Source organism: Streptomyces sp. NPDC031670, from assembly GCF_055580545.1.
Map to the genome: position 1 here is coordinate 156708 of NZ_JBVILC010000008.1, position 19742 is coordinate 176449.

Annotated in this window: 20 protein-coding genes; 11 read left to right on the top strand and 9 right to left on the bottom strand. The window is 71.1% G+C overall.

Features of this window, described 5'->3' with window-relative positions; all coding sequences use genetic code 11:
* Nucleotides 1-4: 4 nt before the first annotated feature.
* Nucleotides 5-1969, top strand: a complete 1965-nt coding sequence (locus ACZ5ID_RS17315; RefSeq protein WP_468898250.1) for a PIG-L family deacetylase — start codon at nt 5-7, stop codon at nt 1967-1969.
* Between the two features lie 55 nt (nt 1970-2024).
* Here the strand turns inward: ACZ5ID_RS17315 and ACZ5ID_RS17320 are convergent, their stop codons facing one another.
* The gene (locus ACZ5ID_RS17320) at nt 2025-2732 is read right to left on the bottom strand and encodes an SDR family NAD(P)-dependent oxidoreductase (RefSeq protein WP_468898253.1); all 708 of its coding nucleotides are present in this window, start codon (nt 2730-2732) and stop codon (nt 2025-2027) included.
* A gap of 104 nt (nt 2733-2836) precedes the next feature.
* Between ACZ5ID_RS17320 and ACZ5ID_RS17325 the strand changes: the two genes are divergently transcribed.
* Complete coding sequence (locus ACZ5ID_RS17325) at nt 2837-3679, top strand: helix-turn-helix domain-containing protein (RefSeq protein ID WP_468898256.1); 843 nt, start codon at nt 2837-2839, stop codon at nt 3677-3679.
* 236 nt (nt 3680-3915) lie between these two features.
* Here ACZ5ID_RS17325 and ACZ5ID_RS17330 read toward each other — a convergent pair whose 3' ends face one another.
* Complete coding sequence (locus ACZ5ID_RS17330; protein ID WP_468898258.1) at nt 3916-4878, bottom strand: carbohydrate kinase family protein; 963 nt, start codon at nt 4876-4878, stop codon at nt 3916-3918.
* 258 nt (nt 4879-5136) lie between these two features.
* Between ACZ5ID_RS17330 and ACZ5ID_RS17335 the strand changes: the two genes are divergently transcribed.
* The 4 genes from ACZ5ID_RS17335 to ACZ5ID_RS17350 all read left to right on the top strand — a co-directional run bounded on the left by ACZ5ID_RS17335 (nt 5137) and on the right by ACZ5ID_RS17350 (nt 9190).
* Entirely contained in the window at nt 5137-6147 is a 1011-nt protein-coding gene (locus ACZ5ID_RS17335; RefSeq protein WP_468898261.1) for a substrate-binding domain-containing protein, read from the top strand.
* Nucleotides 6148-6250: 103 nt separating this feature from the next.
* Nucleotides 6251-7264 carry an ABC transporter permease gene (locus tag ACZ5ID_RS17340; protein ID WP_468898263.1) on the top strand — a complete coding sequence of 338 codons (1014 nt, stop codon included), beginning with the start codon at nt 6251-6253 and terminating at the stop codon, nt 7262-7264.
* Nucleotides 7261-8097, top strand: a complete 837-nt coding sequence (locus tag ACZ5ID_RS17345) for an ATP-binding cassette domain-containing protein (protein ID WP_468898266.1) — start codon at nt 7261-7263, stop codon at nt 8095-8097. The genes ACZ5ID_RS17340 and ACZ5ID_RS17345 overlap by 4 nt, the downstream gene beginning before the upstream one ends.
* Nucleotides 8098-8173: 76 nt before the next feature.
* Nucleotides 8174-9190 carry a LacI family DNA-binding transcriptional regulator gene (locus ACZ5ID_RS17350; RefSeq protein ID WP_468898268.1) on the top strand — a complete coding sequence of 339 codons (1017 nt, stop codon included), beginning with the start codon at nt 8174-8176 and terminating at the stop codon, nt 9188-9190.
* 135 nt (nt 9191-9325) lie between these two features.
* Here ACZ5ID_RS17350 and ACZ5ID_RS17355 read toward each other — a convergent pair whose 3' ends face one another.
* The gene (locus ACZ5ID_RS17355; protein WP_468898271.1) at nt 9326-10297 is read right to left on the bottom strand and encodes a helix-turn-helix transcriptional regulator; all 972 of its coding nucleotides are present in this window, start codon (nt 10295-10297) and stop codon (nt 9326-9328) included.
* A gap of 62 nt (nt 10298-10359) precedes the next feature.
* Between ACZ5ID_RS17355 and ACZ5ID_RS17360 the strand changes: the two genes are divergently transcribed.
* Complete coding sequence (locus ACZ5ID_RS17360; protein ID WP_468898273.1) at nt 10360-10764, top strand: VOC family protein; 405 nt, start codon at nt 10360-10362, stop codon at nt 10762-10764.
* Nucleotides 10765-10857: 93 nt separating this feature from the next.
* Here ACZ5ID_RS17360 and ACZ5ID_RS17365 read toward each other — a convergent pair whose 3' ends face one another.
* From ACZ5ID_RS17365 to ACZ5ID_RS17380, 4 genes are read right to left on the bottom strand one after another with little or no spacing between them, the layout of a single operon-like run.
* Entirely contained in the window at nt 10858-12105 is a 1248-nt protein-coding gene (locus ACZ5ID_RS17365; protein WP_468898276.1) for an ABC transporter permease, read from the bottom strand.
* On the bottom strand, nt 12105-12812 hold the full coding sequence (locus ACZ5ID_RS17370) for an ABC transporter ATP-binding protein (RefSeq protein ID WP_468898278.1): 708 nt from the start codon (nt 12810-12812) through the stop codon (nt 12105-12107). The genes ACZ5ID_RS17365 and ACZ5ID_RS17370 overlap by 1 nt, the downstream gene beginning before the upstream one ends.
* Nucleotides 12809-13897: a peptidoglycan-binding protein gene (locus tag ACZ5ID_RS17375; protein WP_468898281.1), complete on the bottom strand. Its 1089-nt coding sequence runs from the start codon at nt 13895-13897 to the stop codon at nt 12809-12811. The genes ACZ5ID_RS17370 and ACZ5ID_RS17375 overlap by 4 nt, the downstream gene beginning before the upstream one ends.
* Nucleotides 13894-14511 carry a hypothetical protein gene (locus tag ACZ5ID_RS17380; protein WP_468898284.1) on the bottom strand — a complete coding sequence of 206 codons (618 nt, stop codon included), beginning with the start codon at nt 14509-14511 and terminating at the stop codon, nt 13894-13896. Before ACZ5ID_RS17380 ends, ACZ5ID_RS17375 begins: the two co-directional genes overlap by 4 nt.
* 192 nt (nt 14512-14703) lie before the next feature.
* Between ACZ5ID_RS17380 and ACZ5ID_RS17385 the strand changes: the two genes are divergently transcribed.
* The 4 genes from ACZ5ID_RS17385 to ACZ5ID_RS17400 all read left to right on the top strand — a co-directional run bounded on the left by ACZ5ID_RS17385 (nt 14704) and on the right by ACZ5ID_RS17400 (nt 18233).
* Nucleotides 14704-15399 carry a response regulator gene (locus tag ACZ5ID_RS17385; RefSeq protein ID WP_468898286.1) on the top strand — a complete coding sequence of 232 codons (696 nt, stop codon included), beginning with the start codon at nt 14704-14706 and terminating at the stop codon, nt 15397-15399.
* A 71-nt stretch (nt 15400-15470) separates the two neighbouring features.
* Nucleotides 15471-16922, top strand: a complete 1452-nt coding sequence (locus ACZ5ID_RS17390) for an ATP-binding protein (protein WP_468898709.1) — start codon at nt 15471-15473, stop codon at nt 16920-16922.
* On the top strand, nt 16919-17416 hold the full coding sequence (locus tag ACZ5ID_RS17395; protein ID WP_468898289.1) for a GerMN domain-containing protein: 498 nt from the start codon (nt 16919-16921) through the stop codon (nt 17414-17416). The genes ACZ5ID_RS17390 and ACZ5ID_RS17395 overlap by 4 nt, the downstream gene beginning before the upstream one ends.
* A gap of 181 nt (nt 17417-17597) precedes the next feature.
* Nucleotides 17598-18233, top strand: coding sequence for a hypothetical protein (locus ACZ5ID_RS17400; RefSeq protein ID WP_468898292.1), 636 nt, complete (start codon nt 17598-17600; stop codon nt 18231-18233).
* A gap of 63 nt (nt 18234-18296) precedes the next feature.
* Here the strand turns inward: ACZ5ID_RS17400 and ACZ5ID_RS17405 are convergent, their stop codons facing one another.
* Nucleotides 18297-18857 carry a GNAT family N-acetyltransferase gene (locus ACZ5ID_RS17405; RefSeq protein ID WP_468898294.1) on the bottom strand — a complete coding sequence of 187 codons (561 nt, stop codon included), beginning with the start codon at nt 18855-18857 and terminating at the stop codon, nt 18297-18299.
* Nucleotides 18858-18976: 119 nt separating this feature from the next.
* Nucleotides 18977-19738 carry a DeoR/GlpR family DNA-binding transcription regulator gene (locus tag ACZ5ID_RS17410; protein ID WP_468898296.1) on the bottom strand — a complete coding sequence of 254 codons (762 nt, stop codon included), beginning with the start codon at nt 19736-19738 and terminating at the stop codon, nt 18977-18979.
* Nucleotides 19739-19742 lie beyond the last annotated feature (4 nt).

Here is a 19742-nt window from a genome sequence, read left to right on the forward strand (position 1 = left end):
CACCATGGGCACCGCGACCGCCTTCGAGGAAGCGGGCCGGCCACTCGTCCTGCAGATCCTCGCCCACCCGGACGATGACCTGTACTTCATGAACCCCCACACCGCTCACGCCCTGCGCGACGGAATCCCGGTGGTGTCCGTCTACATCACCGCGGGGGAGTCGGCAGGCTTCAACAGGGCCTACGGCCTGCCCCGTCCTGCCCCTGACAAGGAGGCCTACTCCGCGGCCCGCCACCAGGGCCTGCGCCAGGCGTACGCCGAAATGCTCGGCATGGACAGGTTCACCCGCTGGCAACGCTCCGTATGGGGCCTCGACGGCGGAGTCGAAGCGGAGGAGAACGTTCTGGTCCACGCGGGCCGTGAGGCCCGGCTGATTCACCTGAACATCGCCATGCTCTCGCGGGACGGAGAAGGCTCGACCCGCCTGCCCGCGCTGTGGAAGAAGCCGGGCGCGTCCATGCACACCCTGACCGCCCCCGGCTCCGCCGTCCGCCGGGTCAGCACCTACCGGCACGAGACCCTGGTCGATGCCCTCGTGCAGGTCATGGAACGCTTCAAGCCCACGTTGATGCACACCCTGGACCCCGACCCGGACCTCCAGGTCCATGATGCGGCCCACCCCCGGGACGATGATCAGCCCGGCCACTCCGACCACCGTGACCACACTCCTGCGGCACTGTTCGCCTGGAAGGCGATGGGCCACTGGGCGACCACCGTGGCCGCCCGCACCGGCCGCACTCCACGGTTCGCCGCACGCGCGTTCCGCGGCTACTACCACCAGCGGTGGCCCCCCAACCTGCCGCCCGAGATCCTGCGGGAGAAGGGCCGCGTCCTCGACGCCTACGGCGGCGCGCCGGACTGGGCATGCGGCGACCCCAGCGGCTGCGGCGACTACAGCCAAGGCCGCGGCCACGCCATGACCAACCGCAAGGGCTGGATCCGCAGCACCCGTCCCCGTCACGCCGGCCCCCCACTGGCCGCCGTCGTCGAGCGGAGCGGTCGCGTCTTCTGCTACGGAGTGCTGGGCACTCAGGCCGCCGAATGGCGCGAGACCTCCCCCGGCAGCGGTCGCCTGGGAGCACCTCGCAACCTCGGCGGTGGCCCCCTGGCCCCCGTTGTGAGTGTGACGAGCGCGAGTGGCCGGCTGCTGCTGTGCGCTCTGCGATTCTCCACCGTCCACGGCCTCGGCCAAGCAGACACCCGCGACATCGTGGTCCTCGAAGGTGCCTACCGGAGCTCCGACTTCGGTACGTGGCGAAGCCTCGGAAATCCGGAGCACAGCGCCGAGCGAGGCCGCCGGATCGGTTCCCCGGTCGTGGTCCGCGCACCCGACGGGCACATCCACCTGTTCGTCCGCGACGCACGGAAGTCCATCAGCACGCGCGTGCGGGACCACGACGGGCGCTGGTCCGACTGGCGCTCGCTCCCCGGAGGGGAAGTCCACGACGGGCTCACCACGCTGGTGGACGCCCACGGTTGTGTACACGTCTACGGGGCGGGCCGCGATGCCGTCCACCACTGGTCACAGAACCACCCGCGCCAGTCCGTCGAGTACCGGCCCGACGCGGCCCTGCCCGCGTCCTGCGAACAACCCTCAGCCTTCACCACCCCGGACGGCGCCACCGGCGTCGTCCACCGCTCCCCCGCCGCGTCCTCCCCCTCCCTGTACACCGGCCTCGGGCCCGCCTCCCCGCAAAGGTTCCCCGGCTACGGGCCCGTCGCGGCCATGCGAAACAGAGACCGCCGCACCGTACTTCTCGGCACCGACCTCGACGGCGGCGTACAGCTCCTGGTCGGCACCGATCCGAACAGCCAAGTCCTGCGCCCAGCCCACCACCTCGTACCCGCCGGCCCGCCTACGCCACTCCACGCCGCCCCGCACGATGTGCCGATCGGCGCCCTGGCGCTGTCCCGCGGCGCCGAACCCTGGATCTGGCGGCCCACGCTCCTCCCGGCAGCGCCGCCCTGACGGGTAGAAGCGGACGCCCCCCCGGCGCCCGTGCGCTGGGGATGTCAGGGAGTGGTCACCAGGGGACGGGGCCCGAAGCGCCGTTGAAGGTGCCCGTCGGCGCCGACGGGCCGGCCACGGCAGCGGCGACGATCACAGCCGCCCCCTCTTCGACGCTCTGGGTGCCGTGGTGGCCGTTGAGGTCGGTCGCGGTGAAGCCCGGATCCACCGAAGTGATGGTGATCTGCGGGAAGGCCTGTGCGTATACGGCGGTGAGCATGTTCAGGGCGGCCTTGGAGGAGTTGTAGGCCAGCAACGGTGCCCAGGCCGGGAGGATGTCGGTGTGGGCAGCAGGGTCTGCGTTGATCGCCAGTGAGCCGAGGCTGCTGCTGACGTTCACGACCGCGGGGTGCCCGGCTGCCCGCAGCAGCGGCAGGAACGCGCGCATGGTGCGCACCGCTCCGAAGACGTTGGTGTCGAACACCTGCTGCAGGTCGGCGGCGGTCAGCTCGCCGGCCGAAGCCGCCGGCCCGGCGATGCCCGCATTGTTGATCAGAACATCCAGGTGTCCGGTCTCCTCCCGGACCCGCTGCGCGGCGGCGGTGACCGAAGCCTCGTCGGTGATGTCGATCAGGAGCGGCCGGGCCCCGAGGGCGATGGCGGCCTGCTCGCCGCGGAGCGGGTCCCGGGCGCCGGCGTAGACGGTGTGGCCCTGCTCGATGAGGCGACGGGCTGTTTCGAAGCCGAGGCCCTTGTTGGCGCCGGTGATCACAGTGACTGTCATGTCGCTGAGCCTGTCGCCCACGGCGACGAACAGGGAGAGCCCTCCTCAGCGGGGGGTCGGCCAGTACCAGGCCGTCTGTGCGGTGGCGGGCGGACAATGGCTACGTGAACGACCATCCCGCAGCCCTCGGACAGGCGCTACGCCACTGGCGCGACCGCACCGACCCCCATGACGTAGGACTCCCCCTCGGCGGAGTGCGGCGCGCGCCCGGACTGCGACGCGAGGAACTCGCCCGGCTCGCCGGCCTTTCCGTCGACTACGTCGTCCGCCTGGAAAGAGGCCGCGCCACCTCGCCTTCCCCCCAGGTGCTGGCCTCTCTCGCACGCGCCCTGCGCCTGACGGAGAGCGAACGCGACCACCTGTACCTCCTCGCCGAGCACGCCCCTCCCACCTCCGGCCAGGTCCCCGCCCATGTCCCACCCAGCGTGCAGCGCCTGCTCGACCAGCTCCGCGCCACGCCCCTCAGCGTCCACGACGCTGCCTGGAACCTCCTCTCCTGGAATCATCTGTGGGCCGCACTCCTCGGCGACCCCTCCCCCTGGCGCGGCCGAGAACGCAACATCGCCTGGCGGCACTTCACCGCCCTGCCCACCCGCGTCACCCACGCCCCCGAGCAGCAGGCGCGGTTCGAAACAGCCCTCGTCTCCGACCTGCGCTCCTCCGCCGCCCGCTACCCCCAGGACAAGCCGCTGAGAGCATTGATCACCGATCTTCGGCGTACCAGCGACCGCTTCCACGGCCTGTGGGACTCCCACGCTGTGGGCTTTCACACCACCGACAGCAAAACGGTCCACCACCCCGGCCTCGGACCCGTCAGCATCGACTGCGACACCCTCACCGTCCCCGGCAGCGATCTGCGTATCGCTGTCTGCTCCGCACCGCCTGGCACCCCCACAGCCGACCAGCTGGATCTGCTCACCACCATCGGGACGCAGGCCCTGACCTGACCCACGTACGAGGAACAGCGCATCGTCGATGGCCAGGGCGTTCGAGTTCTCAGCAACCGGACCGGCGTACTGCGGCACTGTTTTGGACGCCCCGGTGTCGCAGACCCCTCCCTCGGCGAAGTACGTCGACCCGCTGCCCACGCCGATGACGGCCGTCCCGGATCCTTCCGTCCACCCGGGCGCGCCGACTATGACGAGCTCACGATGCGCCAGGGCACGTGGCGCTTCCACCGGGATCACGCGGTGCCCGCTGCCACGGACTGGGTCAGCTGGTCCCGCCACGGCGGGTTGGGGCCGGCTGCAGAGCAGGTCAGGGCTGCCACGCGAGCGGCGAATGCGCAGGCGTCGGCGACGTCGTCGAGACGCAGTTCGGTGAGTCGGCCGCCGAGTAGTCCGCGGACGCCGAGCTGGTGCAGCAGGCCGGCGGTGAAGGAGTCCCCGGCACCGACCGTGTCGACCACCCGCGTCGCCGGAGCGGGTACGTGGAGCCGTTCGCCGTCGAGCGAGGCCAAAGCTCCTTCGGCGCCGCGTGTGATCACGACGAGCCGCGCCCCGGCGGCGTGCCAGAGGTCGCACGCCCGCTCCGGAGACGCTTGCGGCAGGAGGAGTTCGAGGTCGTCCTCGCTCAGCCGGAGCACATCGGCGAGGCCGCACCAGCGCGCCAGCCGCGCCCGATAGACGTCGGGATGCACCAGATGCGGACGGACGTTGGGATCGATGCTGATGGTCGTGCGCGGTGCTGCCGCGGCCAGGAATTCCTCCACCACGGCTCCGCCGGGTTCGCGGACCAGGGTCAGGGATCCGGTGTGCAGACAGGCCGTTTCGGACAGGTCGACGCGCTCCAGCTCGTCGGCCGTCCACTGCCAGTCGGCGGTGTTCTGCGCGTGGAAGGAGAACGCGGCCTGCCCTGTGGCATCCAGCTCCGCCACCGCCAGGGTGCTGGGCTCCGCGGCCCGTACGGCGTCCGACAGATCAACCCCCGACGACTCCAGATGGGCGCGGAACAGTCGGCCGAACACGTCGTCGGACAGGCGCGCGAGGAGGCGGGCCGGGCTGCCGAGGCGGGCCAGGGACACGGCCGTATTGGCAGGTCCTCCACCCGGCAGTACGCGCAGAGCCAGTTCGTTCGAGGCGCTCGCGGGCTCGGGGAACGCATCGGCGACACACTCCCCGAGGACGGTGATCTGGCGCGGGTTCATGGGCTGCTCTTCTCTGCCGGACGGACGAGGGAGGGTGGGACGCGACGGTCGCGTGGTGGGTGCGGCTGCCGGACGGGCACGGCGGCAACGCACACCGGGGTTTGCCGATTTGTGACAACCGCAAGGCATTGACGTTTCCCGGAAGCGGAGTCCATCATCCTCGTCAAGCAGTGTCAACGATGACATAAGTCAACGATGACACTTCCGGTCGGCGCACTCCGATGCCGCCGCTCGTCCCCGATCCCGCAGGAGTCGTTCATGTCTCGCGCCCCTCGTCCGCCCTCCTTTCTTCTCACCGTCGCCGCGTGCACCGCGGTGACGGCCCTCGCCCTGACGGCCTGCGGATCAGGTTCGGGTTCGGCGTCCTCCGGCTCGGGCACGGTGAAGATCGGGCTGATCACCAAGACCGACACCAACCCGTTCTTCGTGAAGATGAAGGAGGGCGCGGGGAAGGCGGCCAAGCAGGACGGCGCCCAGCTCATGACGGCTGCGGGCAAGTTCGACGGGGACAACGCCGGTCAGGTCGCCGCGATCGAGAACATGGTCGCCGCCGGGGTGAAGGGCATCCTGATCACTCCGAGCGACTCGAAGGCGATCGTGCCCGCGATCGAGAAGGCCAAGGCCAAGGGCGTCATGGTCATCGCACTCGACACCCCGACCGAGCCGCAGAGCGCCGTCGACGCCCTCTTCGCCACCGACAACTTCAAGGCCGGCGAGCTGATCGGCGAGTACACCAAGGCGGCCCTGAAAGGCAGGACCGCGAAGATCGCCACGCTCGACCTCGCACCGGGTGTCTCCGTGGGCGTCCAGCGGCACAACGGGTTCCTCAAGGGCTTCGGCGCCACCGACAAGGACGTCGCGTGTGCCCAGGACACCGGCGGCGACCAGGCCAAGGGCCAGACCGCGATGGAGAACTGCCTGCAGAAGGAGCCCGGCATCAACGTCGTCTACACGATCAACGAACCGGCCGCCCTGGGCGCGTACACCGCGTTGAAGGCCAAGAGCCGCGAGAAGGACGTCCTGATCGTCTCGGTCGACGGCGGCTGCACCGGCACCCGGGCCGTCAAGGACGGCAAGATCGCCGCCACGTCGCAGCAGTACCCGCTGAAAATGGCCACCGAGGGCGTCAAGGCCGTCATGGCGTACGCCAAGGGCGGCACGAAGGTGTCCGGTTATACCGACACCGGCGCCACCCTGATCGCCGCCAGGGCCGAAGCGGGCGTCACAGCCAAGGACACCGGTTACGGGCTGGAGAACTGCTGGGGCTGAGCCACTCGGTGCGCTCCCACCGCCGTACGCATCCTTCCCCGACAAGGACTCCGGTCCTCCGACAAGGACTTCGGTCTACCGACAAGGACCTCAAGGACCTCGTATGACCGCTACATCCACACCCCCGAGCACATCCTCGCCCTACGCCGGACTCGCCGCGCCGACCGTGGCCCGCAGGCTGCTCACGGCACCGACCACCGGCCCGCTGATCGCCCTCCTTCTGGCGTGCGCCTTCTTCTCCGTCTCCTCGGACCACTTCCTCACCGGGGGGAACTTCTCCCTGATCGTGCAGCAGGTCATGGTCGTCGGCACCCTCGCCATCGGACAGACCCTGATCATCCTCACCGCGGGCATCGACCTGTCGTGCGGAGCGGTGATGGCGTTCGGCAGCATCGTCATCGCCAAGACGGCCGCCGAGGGCTCCCTGCCCCCGTTCCTCGCCATCGCCCTGGGCCTGGTCGTCTGCGGCGGTTTCGGCCTGCTCAACGGGCTGCTCGTCCAGAAGATCCCGTTGCCCCCGTTCATCGTGACCCTCGGCATGCTCAACGTGGCGTTCGCGCTGACCCACATCTACTCCGAGGAGCAGACGATCAGCAGCCTGCCGGGCCCGCTGACCGCCCTCGGACAGACCTTCCCGCTCGGACACACCGACATCACCTACGGCTCCCTGGTCACCATCGCCCTGTTCCTCCTCCTCGCCCACGCGCTGAGCAACACCGGCTGGGGACGGCACGTCTACGCCCTCGGCAACAGCCAGGAGGCGGCACGCCTGAACGGCATCCGCACCTCCCGGCTCACCATCGGCATCTACACCGCGGCGGGCATCCTGTACGGGATCGCCGCCCTGCTGCTCATCTCCCGTACCGGTGTGGGCGATCCGCAGGCGGGGCAGACCGACAACCTCGACAGCATCACGGCGGTGGTGCTCGGCGGCACCAGCCTCTTCGGCGGACGCGGTTCGGTACTCGGCACGTTCATCGGTGTCCTCATTGTCGGTGTGTTCCGCAACGGCCTGCAGCTCATGGGCGTCGCCTCCATCTACCAGACCCTGATCACCGGAGTCCTGGTGATCCTCGCGGTGACCGTCGACCAGACCTCCCGGAAGAAGGCCCGATGAGCGCCACCCCCTCCCCGACCCCCGTTCTGCAGGCCCGCGGCCTGGTCAAGCGCTACGGACACGTGACCGCCATCGACGGCGCCGACTTCGACCTGCTGCCCGGCGAGGTCCTCGCCGTCATCGGCGACAACGGGGCCGGCAAGACCAGCCTCATCAAGACCCTCACCGGCGCCGTGGTCCCCGACGCGGGCGAGATACGTCTGAACGGAGAGCCCATCCACTTCTCCGGACCGCAGAGCGCACGCGCCCACGGCATCGAAACGGTCTACCAGGACCTCGCCGTGGCCGCCTCCATGGACATCGCCTCCAACATGTTCCTCGGCCGCGAGCTGCGTCGCCCCGGCGTCCTCGGCAGCGCCCTCCGTATGCTCGACAAGAAGCGCATGCGGCAGGAGGCCGCCGAACACATGGCGGACTTGAAGATCGGTCTGCGCTCGCTCACGCAGTCGGTCGAGACGCTCTCCGGCGGGCAGCGACAGGCCGTCGCCGTGGCCCGTTCCGTCGCATGGGCCCGCAGTGTCGTCGTCATGGACGAACCCACCGCCGCGCTCGGCGTCAAGGAGTCCGGCCAGGTTCTCGACCTCATCCGCCGCGTCCGGGACAAGGGCATGCCGGTAGTGCTGATCAGTCACAACATGCCGCATGTCTTCGAGATCGCCGACCGAATCCACGTCCACCGGCTCGGCCGCAGGGCCGCCCTGATCAAGCCCTCCGACTACTCGATGGCGGAGGTCGTCGCCATCATGACCGGTGCTCTCGCCGTCGACGAGACAGGAGATACTGTCGTCGCGGACTCCGAAGCGGTGAAAGCCGCGGGGGTCCAGGCCACCTGACCGCACGCACTCAGACTCAAGGATTCCGGCCGAGGCCGCGGCCGGAACCGGAGAGCACAGGAGACGGTTTTCCTCCATGGCAGCGAACCGCCGCCCCACGCTGGCCGACGTCGCACGCGAAGTAGGGGTCAGCGCCAAGACGGTCTCCCGCGTCCTCAACGAGGACGGACCCGCATCCGCCCGGACCAGGGAACAGGTGCTCGCCGCGGTGGCGAAACTCGGCTTCCAGCCGAACCTCATGGCTCGCAACATCCGTGTCGGCGGCCCCGACACCACCATCGGTCTGGTCATCCCGGACCTCGGCAACCCCTTCTTCGGTGCCGTGGCCCGCAGCATCGAGGACACCGTCCGCGACCGTGGCCTGACCCTTCTGGTGGGTTCCTCGGCCGACGATCCCGAACGCGAGCGCGCGCTGACGGACACGTTCCTCGCCCGCCGCGTCAGCGTCCTGATGGTCGTGCCGTCCGTGGGTGCCGACCACTCCGCCCTCAGGACGCACCGCGCCGCGGGCCTGCCCGTGGTCTTCATCGACCGTCCGGGAGTCGGCCTCTCCACGGACAGCGTCGTCAGCTCCAACCGGGCGGGCACCCACGAAGGCGTCGCCCACCTGGTCGCCCACGGCCATCGACGCATCGGCTTCGTGGGCGACCTGCCGCTGAAGCTCTACACCCGCCGGGAGCGGCTGGCCGGATACCGCGAAGCCCTCCAGGAGGCCGGCCTTCCCTACGATCGCGCCCTGCTCACCAACGCCCACGACCAGCAGGCGGCAGCGGCCTCGACAGCGCAGCTCCTCAACCTGTCCGATCCCCCCACCGCCCTGTTCGCCGGCAACAACATCACCGCGTTCGGGGTAGTCGCCGAACTCGTCCGCAGCAAGCGGAAGGATGTCGCCGTCGTCGCCTTCGACGACGTGCCGCTCGCCGAAGCCCTGGAGCCGGCCCTGACGGTCGTCGCCCAGGATGCCGACGAAATCGGCAGGGCGGCGGCGACCATTGCGCTGGCCCGGCTCGACGGCGACCGCTCCCGCGCCCGCACGGTCACGGTCCCGACCCGGCTGGTCGTACGGGGCTCGGGGGAACAGCCCGCACGGTGAGCGCCCCTGCGACTTCGCCGCCGGGACCCGCAGCCCGCATCGGCAAGGACGCGTGTCTTCGCGGAGCTACGGCGAACAGGGCACGAAGTACCGAGTGGCCCTCCGCCCCGTCTGGGTCGGTGCGGGTATGCGGCGTCACTCCTCCGACGGCTGACCGACCGCGTTGGCCTCGAACAGTTCCCGGGTGCGGCGCAGCAGCGCCTGGCGCACCTCGTCCGGGGACAGCACATGGAGCGGGCTGCCCAGGCTGAGCAGGTAGGTGGCGAGTCCGTCCGCGTCGGGGCCGCCGATCTCGACGACTGTGGCGTCGGGGCCGTCCGGGCGGTGGGTGCCGACGGTCGGCGGGACCAGCCGCAGCGCCCGCTCCATGGGCAGTGGAAGACGAATCGTCACGTAGAGCGGGTACGCGCCGACGGCGATGCCTTGGGAGACGAGCAGCGCAGGGTCGGGCGGATCGAGGAGTTCGGCAGCATGCCCGGTCGACTGCGCCTGCGTCACCCGGTCGGCCCGGAAGGTCCGCCATTGGTTTCGCGCCACATCGCGGGCGACGAAGTACCAGCGGCGCCCGGTGTGTACGAGGCGGTACGCGTCGACGTCCCTGACGGTGGCTTTCCCTTCCCGGTCGCAGTACGACAGTCGGGTTCGCTCCCCCCAGCGGCAGGCGGTGGCCAGTCGCAGCAGCATGCCGGGCGCGATCTGCGGCTCGTCGGGCCTGGGGGTGTGCACGAACGCGGCATCCATCTCGGCGAGCCGGTCCGCGATCCGGGGCGGCAGGACCTGCCGCAGTTTCAGCAGCGCCGACAGCGCGGCCTGGTCGCTGCCGAGGACGCCGCTGAGCGCGGCCTCGCGCAGGGCGACAGCCACGGCGAGGGCCTCCTCGTCGTCGAGGACCAGCGGCGGCACCCGGCTTCCGCCGCCCAGGCGGTAGCCGCCCCACGGCCCGGGCTCGGACTCGACGCCGTACCCCAGTTCCCGCAGCCTGGCAATGTCCCGGCGGACCGTGCGCTCGGTGACCTCCATCCGCTCGGCCAACTCGCCGCATGTCCAGGACGGCCGGGCGGACAGCAGCGAAACCAGGCGCAGCAGACGGGCGGATGTGCTGATCACATCCGGAATTCTCTCCCATGACCAGGACTGGAACTGTCCTGGTCCCGTCCTAGCGTCTTCCCATGAACACCGAAACCACATCCGCATCCGCATCGGCATCCGCACCCGCGATCCGCTACTCCGCCGTCACCTTCGACTGTCCGGACCCGGCCGAGCTGGCCCGCTTCTACGGCAGCGCTCTCGACCTGCCCGTCGCGTACTCCAGCGAGGACTTCATCCTGCTCGGCCAGGGGGGCTCGCCCGGACTGGGCTTTTCCCGGCTCGCCGACTACCGGCGTCCCACGTGGCCGGACCCGTCCCAGGAGAAGCGGGCGCACATCGATCTGGGTGTCGACGACCTCGACACCGCCCAGGCCCGGCTGCTGGCCCTCGGCGCCACCGAGCCAGCGGAACAGCCGCAGCCCGATCGATGGAGGGTCCTACTGGACCCGGCCGGCCATCCCTTCTGCATCTCGACCCTGGCCTGAACATCCTCGTCAGGCTGACGACAGTGAGAGCGACGGCGCACCGGGGCAGGGCGAAGGACTCACCGTGCGGCTTCACTGTTGCCCGTCGCCTCCTCACACCGCATGCAGAGCCACCGTCGGATGCAGGCGTGAGGCCCGGATCGCCGGGTAGAGGCCCGCGATCACGCCGATCAGCAGCGTGGCACCGAGGCCGCCCGCCAGGGACCAGGCGGGGATCACCGCCGTCCACCCCTGGGCCCTGGCGAAGCCGTACGTGGCCGTCGTGCCCAGGAGTGCGCCCGTCACCCCGCCCAGTCCGGACAGCAGCAGCGACTCGGTCAGGAACTGGAGGCGGATCGCGTTGCGGGTCGCGCCCAGGGAGCGGCGCAGGCCGATCTCCTGACGGCGTTCCAGGACCGAGATCACCATGGTGTTGGCGACGCCCACCCCGCCGACCAGGAGTGCCACGGCCCCCAGCCCGAGCATCAGGGTCGTCAGGCCCTTGTCGGCGGCGGCCTTGGCGGCCAGCGCGTCCGAGGGGCGGGAGACCTTGATGCCTGCCTGGCTGCCGGGGCTCACGGTACGGGCGAGGACTGCCCGGACGTCCTCCACCGAGGCATCGGTGGACCGCTCGAAGACGGTGGTGGGGTGGCCGTCGAAGCCGAAGTAGCGTTCGGCTGCGGGGAATCCGACCAGGGCCACCCGGTCCAGCGTCGGAACCAGTTCGATCGGTTCGAGGATGCCGACGACCACCACCCGTGTGTCGTTCATCATGATCGTCTCGCCGGTGCGGGTGATACCGAGACGGTCCGCCGCCACCGCGCCGAGAACCGTCGTCGGGAGGCGTTCGCCCGCGGCGGTCAGCCAGACGCCCTTCGCGACCCCGCCGCCGAGCGCGGAGAGCAGGTCGAGGCGGGCCGCCTGGGTGGTGACGCCGGCGGCGCGCTCCTCGGGCACCACATCGCTGCGGCGGATGCGGGCGTCCACGTTGGCGGTGGCCGTGGCGTGCCGCACCGGGCCGATGCGCTCGACCATGGCCACCGCGTTCTTGGGGAGTTCGGCCGGGCGGCCCGTACCGTCGTCGTCCGCCGCCTCGGCCGTGAGGAGGTTGGTGCCCAGGCGATCGAGCCGGGCCATCAGGTCCGCGCGGCTCGACTCGGACAGGCCGACGACGGCGACCATGGTCGCGATGCCGATGGCGATACCGAGCACCGACAGCACGACACGCGCCCGCCGCGCGAGCAGGCCGACCGCGCCGACGCGCAGGATGTCGCGCGGGGCGAGGCGGGACGGTCTGAGGTCGTTGACGGCCCCAGGGTGGGCCGCGTGTTCGCTGGTGGTGTTTTTGGTCAAGTCGTCCATCACGCGCGGGCCTCCCCCGGCATGCGCGGGGGCCGGGAGTCCGAGACGATCTCGCCGTCCTTGAACCGGACCTGCCGCGGCAGCGAGTCCGCGATCGCCTGATCGTGCGTGATGACGCAGATCGTGGTGCCGGAGTCGTTCAGCTCACGCAGCAGCTCCATCACGACCGCACCGGAGACGGTGTCCAGCGCCCCGGTCGGCTCGTCCGCCAGCAGCAGCGTGGGTTCGCCCACCAGCGCGCGGGCGATGGCCACCCGTTGCTTCTCACCACCGGACAACTCGTCGGGCGTGTGCGAGAAGCGCTGCTCCAGGCGCACCCTGGACAGCGCCTCCCGTGCCCGCTCGCGACGCTGTCGCAGCGGCACACCCGCGTACAGCAGTCCGTCGGCGACGTTGTCCACCGCGTCGCGCCCCGCCGCCAGATGGAAGTGCTGGAAGACGAAGCCGATGTGGCGGGCGCGCAGGGCGGAGAGCCGGGAGTCGGAGAGCTCGGACACGTCGTACCCGGCCACCGCGACGGTTCCCGTGGTGGGCCGGTCGAGGGTGCCCATGACGTTGAGCATCGTGGACTTGCCGGAGCCGGACGGGCCGACGACGGCGACCAGTTCGCCCTGGTAGACGGTGAGGTTGACATCGCGCAGGGCGTGGACGCCGCCGGGGTAGGACTTGCCGGCGTTCCGCAGTTCGATCACCGGGGGTGGAGTCATGAGGCCGCCACTCCGACCAGCGCGCCCTCGCGCACGTCCGCGCCCGAGACCTCGATCCGCCCGTCGGCGGTCATGCCCGTCCGCACCCGTACGATCTTGGAGGTGGTGCCCTGGACGATCTGGAGGCCGTAACCGCCGTTCTCGCCGCGCAGGGCCACGACCGCCTCCACGGGGACCGCGAGGACGCCCTTGTGTGCCTCGCTGACGAACTTCACGCTCGCCGACGCCTTGGCGTCCTCGCCGGACACCGCGCCCGCACCACCGTCCAGGACGATCTCGACGGTGATGCCCTTCTGCGCGCCCGCGCCCGCACCGCCCCCGGCCTCGGACTCCTGGGGGCGCACCGTCCCCTCGACCCGTCCGCCCGCCGTTCTCCCACTCGGCAGGGTGACCTCCACCTTGGTGTTCCTTGAGGTCAGCGCCCCGTCGGTCTGCTCCAGCTGGGCCCGTACGACGGGCCGGGTGGCGGCGATGGTCAGCACCGTTCCGCCCGGGGCGACCTGGTCGGCGAGCGCCGCGTCGGCGGCGACCACCTTCACCTCAGCCGGCTGGAAGACGACATCGCCCTTGCCCACCCTGCCGGTGGGCTCGCGTCTCAGGGACTTCTGCCACCGCTTGACCGCGGCCTCGGTGAACCGGTCGTACTCCGTGTCCACGGGGACACCGACCCCGTACCCCAACTCGCGCAGATTGCGCTCCAGTTGGAGGACGTCACTGCCCCGGTCGCCCGCCTTCATCTCGCGGAACATCGGGACGGGCCCGTACAGGAGGGTGACGGGTTTGTCGTTCAGCTCATACAGCGCCTGCCCCCGTTTCACCGTGCGGCCTTCGGAGGCGGCCACCGTGACGGTGCCCTCGACGGCGGATTTCACGGTGCGGCGCTGGGCGAAGTCGAGCTTGCCGTCGACCGTCTTGGACAGGACGAGGTCGGTGCGGACGACCTTCGCCGTGGCGGGCGGCAGCTCGCCGTTCCTCGCGGAGGCACCCGCGTCGCTCTGGTCGCCGAGCAGCAGTACTCCCCCGGTGACCGACGCCGCGGCGGTGGCCGCCGCGGCGAGCGCGATCCAGGCGGTGCGGCGTTTCACTGCATACCGTCCAGACCGTCGAGCAGCTTCGACTCGCACGCGCCGCGAGCCTGCTTGTACGCGGGCGACGCGGTGTCGAGGGAACGGGACACCGGGTCCGGGTCGCCGCCCGGCTGAGCGTTGCCGCCGCTCATGGTGGGGTTGGCGAACTTGGATACGCCGTGGTCCCGCATGCACTGGGCATGGGCGAGCATGGACTCATAGGCCTTCTGCTGGTCGCGCTTGGGTTCCGCGTTCATGGCGGCCTGGAGCTCGGTGACGCAGGCGCCGCTCCTGCCGCCCTTGATGCCATCGTTGCGACCGGGCTGGGCGCCGATCGCGTTGACCTTCGCCCAGTCCAGATAGCCGCTGAGTCTGGGGTCGGGGAAGTCCTTGTAACCACCCTTGAGGCGCATGCACTGGACGTATCGCATCTGTGCGTCGTAGAAGGCGCTCTTGCCCGCGGGCTTATCGCTCGGTCCGCTCGCCTCCTTCGCGGCATCGGCTCCCGGCGCGTCGGGCACGTCGGCGATCGCGCCACCCTTCTTGCCCGCGTCGCCACCGCCGCCGTCGCCACTGCCGCAGGCCCCGCAGAGGGCGAGCACGGGCACGGCGGCGAGGCCGACGAGCCGCATCCGTACAGAGAGACGGGGAATCCCATGGTTTGTTCGGTTCATCCCGAGAAAGCTCATGCTCTTCACGCTCGCCACCGCAGATGATGACCTGTCCATGGCCATGTGATGGGAACGTAACAATGCCTCCCACCTGCGCCTGTGCTCCCCTGTGGAGTAGCTCCAAGCGGTCCCGGCATGGTCATAATCGGCCCCATGCCGCATGTGCTGCTCATCGAGGACGACGCTTCCGTACGGGACGGGATGGAGCTCGTGCTGCGCCGGCACGGGTACGGCGTGGACACCGCCGCCACCGGCGAGCAGGCCCTCGCCCTGCTCTCCGGGGACCGTGGCACACAGGTCGAACTGGCGGTACTGGACCTGATGCTGCCCGGTATGGATGGCTTCGAGGTGTGCCGCCGCATCCGTGCCCGTTCCGCGACCCTGCCGGTCATCATGCTGACCGCGCGCGGCGACGACGCCGACATCGTGACGGGCCTGGAGGCGGGCGCCGACGACTACGTGGTCAAGCCGGTCACCGCACCCGTGCTTGAGGCCCGCATCCGCGCCGCCCTGCGGCGCGCGGAACCGTCCGCGCGGACGCGGGAGGCGGACCCCGACCTCGCCGGGCTGGTGATCGACCGCGCCGGGCTGACCGTCACCAAGAACGGCGCCCCGGTCCCGCTGCCACCCACCGAGCTGCGGCTGCTCCTGGAGCTGTCGGCCTCCCCCGGGCGGGTCTTCACCCGCGAGCAGCTCCTCGAATCCATCTGGGACCACACCTTCCTGGGCGATTCCCGGCTGGTGGACGCGGCGGTCGCACGGCTGCGGGCCAAACTGGAGGACCTTCCGGCCAAGCCGCGGTACGTCCAGACCGTGCGCGGCTTCGGCTATCGCTTCGGACCGCTGTGAAGCCGACGGACACCGGGGGGTCCAAGGACGGAAAAGGGTGGGTCACCGACGGGCAGCGCTCCCGGCGGCTCGTGGGCGGGCTGCGCACCCGCCTCGTCGTCACCTTCGTCCTCGTCGCCCTGGTCAGCGCGGTGACCGCGACCGCCCTCGCCTACCGCGACGCCCGCACCGCCGTCCTCCAACGCACCCAGAACACCGCGGTGAACGACCTCCGCAAGCGGGTCACCACCGTGGCCGCGGATTTCGACCTGCCGCCCGACCACCGTTCACTGTCCCGCTTCGCGGCGCAGGTCTCGGACGGCATCGGCGCCCGCCCGGTGGTCGCGCGCTACCAGGACCTCGTCGCCGCGTCCGGCACGCTCGCCGAGACCGAAGGCCGGATCAGTACCGAACTGCGCGCCGCCGTACAGACCGGCAGGGGCACGCGGTTCCAGCGGGTGATGTGGCGCGGCGAGCCCTATCTGACCGTCGGCATGCCCGTGACCTACGCCGATGGCGACCACCACAGCTCCGGGCTCCAGGTGTACGCGATCACCGACCTGCGGGCCGAGCGCGACGACACGGCCGCACTCCTCGACTCGGTACGGGCGGGCACCGCGCCGGTGGTACTGCTCGCCGCCGTCCTGGCGCTGCTGTCTGCGGGCACCGTGCTGCGTCCGGTCCGCAAACTCAACCGGGCCACGCGCGAGCTCGCCGCCGGTGACCTCGGCAGCCGCGTCGCCGTCACCGGACACGACGAACTCGCCGACCTGGCACGGACGTTCAACGAGACCGCCGACGCGCTCCAGACCTCCGACGCGGAACTGCGCGACCAGGAGGCGAAAGCGCGCCGCTTCGTCGCGGACGTGTCGCACGAACTGCGCACCCCGCTGGCGGCGATGACGATGGTGGCGACCGTGCTGGAGGAGGACGCCGACCAGTTGCCGCCGGACGCGGCGCGCGCGGCCCGTACCGTCGGCGCGGAGACGGCCCGGCTGGCCCGGCTGGTCGAGGACCTGATGGAGATCTCCCGCTTCGACGCCAAGGCGGTACGGCTGAACGCGGCCGAGACCGACCTCGCCGACACCGTGCGCGCGTCCCTGGCCCTGCGCGGCTGGACCCACCGCGTGCAGGCTCGCCTGCCCGAAGGCGTACGGGCGGTCGTCGACCGGCGCCGAATCGACGTGATCGTCGCGAACCTCGTGGGCAACGCGCTGCGGCATGGCGCCCCGCCGGTCACCGTGACCCTGGGGACGGTGACCGCCGCGGACGGCGAGTGGCTCACGCTGGAAGTCGCCGATCACGGGCCCGGGCTGCCCCCGGAAGCCCGGGAGCGGGTCTTCGACCGTTTCTTCAAGGCGGACGCGGCCCGTACGCGGAGCGCGTCCGACGAGAGTGGCCCCGGCAGCGGCCTCGGCACGGCGATTGCGCTGGAGAACGCGCGCCTCCATGGCGGCACGATCGAGGTGGCCGACGGTCCGGAGGGCGGCGCGGTGTTCACCCTGCGGCTGCCCGCACGGCGCACCGAAGGAGATCGCGCATGAGGTTGCGCCGAGGAGCCGCCCTCCTGTGGATCGCGGGGCTCGCCCTCGCGGGCTGCGGCGTCCAGCCGAGCGGCGTGGTGGGCGCGGGCGAGCCCGCGTCCGGGCTGACGCGCGGGATGCGGCTGTACTTCGCCTCCGACAGCGGGCTGCGCGCGGTGCCGCTGCTGGACCGGCAGGTCAACGACCTCAATACGGTAGTGAAACTGCTGGCGGTGGGTCCACCGCCGGCCGAGCAGCGCGACGGCCTCACCTCACTGGTCCAGCTCGGCGGCTACACGGTGACCGGGGTGGGCGCCCGTGTCACGGTGCGCCTCGACGGCCCCTATGCGCTGTCGGGGCGCGACCAGGGCACGGGCCAGTTGGTGTGCACCCTGGCGCGCGCCCAGTCCGTACTGGACCCGAGCACCAGGGCCGACGACGTCCAGGTCACCCTGCGGCCGGACGGCGGCGCCGCGCTGGGTCCTTATCGGTGCGCGGAGTTCCTCGACCGATGACGTGAGGTGGAGCCCGCCGCGCGGACCGGCGGTCGCTCCACCCTGGCGCCCGCGGGTCAGGGCGCGCGCGGCTGCACACCGTTGGACACGGCCGGCAGGTGCCTCAGGCGTGACCGATCGACCGGTACCTTGGTCGCCGACCGCGGACTGACACCACGGGCCCACGCACGGGAGCATCAGGATGAAGTGGATCCCCGCAACAACACGGCAGCGGCGGCCCCGGCTGCGGTTCGACGGGTGGATCGCGGGCCTGGGCACGTCGAGCGGCATGAGGATCGTGCTCGGCCACTGGGAGCAGACCCCGTTCGGTCCGTTCAGCGATGTGATGCTCGAAAACGCCGACGGAGAAAGGCTGCTGCTGGCTCCCACTCACGAGACGGCCGACTTCATCAGCAGCACCTACACCTTCGACGCCGTACGTATCACCCCGGTCGAGGTGAGTGTCACCGAGGACATGTGGACCGTGGCGGCACCGCCGCTGGACCTGCGCTTCGTGGTCGGCCGCCGCGGTCCTCTGGGGCTGCTGCTGCGCGCCGTTCCGGCACCGCTGGCCCGCCGCCCGGCGTGGAGCGCCCTGACGGACCTGCCGGCTCGCGTCCTGCTCGACGGGGTACGGACCCGCGGGAGTGCGGGAGCGGGACGCACGCAGTGGTACGGAGCCCAGGACCTGCGGTATCTCCGAGCGGCCTCGGCCACTTTCGACGGGGCCGACCTCGGCCCGATGGCCCCCGTCACGCCGCCGGTCCGCTTCGGGTTCGCCTCAGCCCCTCGGCGTCCGGCCCTTACCCGGGTCACCACGACGGTGGCGCTGGCGTGACCGCACGACCGGCGGACACCCGACGGAGGCCGTGACCGCGGGCGGCACGTCGGCAGCCGGCCGTTACGGCTTCAGCTGCCCGGCCTGAATCGCGTCCGCCGGGACCTCGAAGATGATCACGAGTCCGTCGCGCTCACTCCCCTGCTCGCCGACGCGTGTGAAGCCGAAGCCCTTGATGGAGGCCAGGGAGGCGGTGTTGTCGGAGCTGATCCTGGCGCGCACGGTCCTGACACCGGGTTCGGCGGCGGCCCTGGCGAGCAGCGCCCGCAGCATCGCGCGGGCATAGCCCTGGCGGCGGTACTGAGGGACGACGGTGTAGCCGACCTCGACCATGCCGGCTTCGTCCGGCGGCCCGTGGAACCCGGCGTCGCCGACGACGATCCCGTCCGGCTCGGACACCGCGGCCCGCACGGTCCAGGGCGCGACCGAGGGGTCCTTGGTGAGCTGGTCGGCGCGGTAGCCGAAGATCCAGCGAGCTCGCTCCCCGACGAAGTGTTCGTCGAGGGCGACTCCGGCCTCGGCGCTCCCCGCGGCGAGGTCACCGTCGGCGAGCGCCCGCAGCGCCTTGGCGTTGAGCTCGACGAAGCGGACGCGTTTGGGGGTGGGGAGAGATTCGTTGTTCATCGCGGAGATGCTCAACCAGAACCGCGGGGCTGTCCACAGGTTTACGGCCTCGACGGACATGTTGCCGGCCACGCGCACGCCGCGAGGCCTACCTCAACACCGTGCGACCACAAGGGTCGTCACACGGTCTGGACGACGGTGCCGGCGCCTTCGAGAGCGGTGACTTCGTCGGCGGGCGCGTCGGTGTCGGTGACGAGGGTGTGCAGGAGGGCGGAGCGGCCGACGTACGCGTACGCGGTGTGGCCCAGTTTGCTGCCGTCGGAGGCGACGAGGGTGCGGCGGGCGGAGGCGATGCACGCCTTCTTCACCGCTGCGTCGTCGAGGTCGTAGGCGGTCAGCCCGTCGGCGGCGGTCAGACCGCAGCAGCCGATGACGGCGGTGTCGAAGCGCAGGGCCGCCAGGGAGGCGAGGGTGAGGGGGCCGGTGAGGGCTCCTTCGGCGGCGCGGGGCTGCCCGCCGGGCACGACCAGTGTGGCCCGGCCGGGTGTCTCGCCGAGCAGGTGGATGGCCTGGAGGGACAGGGGCATCACGGTGACGGGGCGCTCGCGCAGGAGGCGGGCGACCTCCAGGCAGGTCGTGCCGCTGTCCAGCACGACGCTCTCGCCGTCGGCGATGAGCGCGCAGATCCCGGCGGCGATCCGTCGCTTGGCGTCGACCGCCTCGCGGGTGCGCAGCGCGAAAGGCGGTTCCTCGCCCCGGAGCAGCAGGGTGCGTGCCCCGCCGCGGACGCGTTCGAGGACGCCCTGCGCGGCCAGGGTGTCGAGGTCGCGCCGGATGGTCATCTCCGAGGCGCCGGTCAGCTCGGCGAGGTCTTGGACCGTCGCGGCACCCGAGTCCCTGACGGCCTTCGCGATCAGTCCGTGCCGGTCTGCGTTGCTCATACGG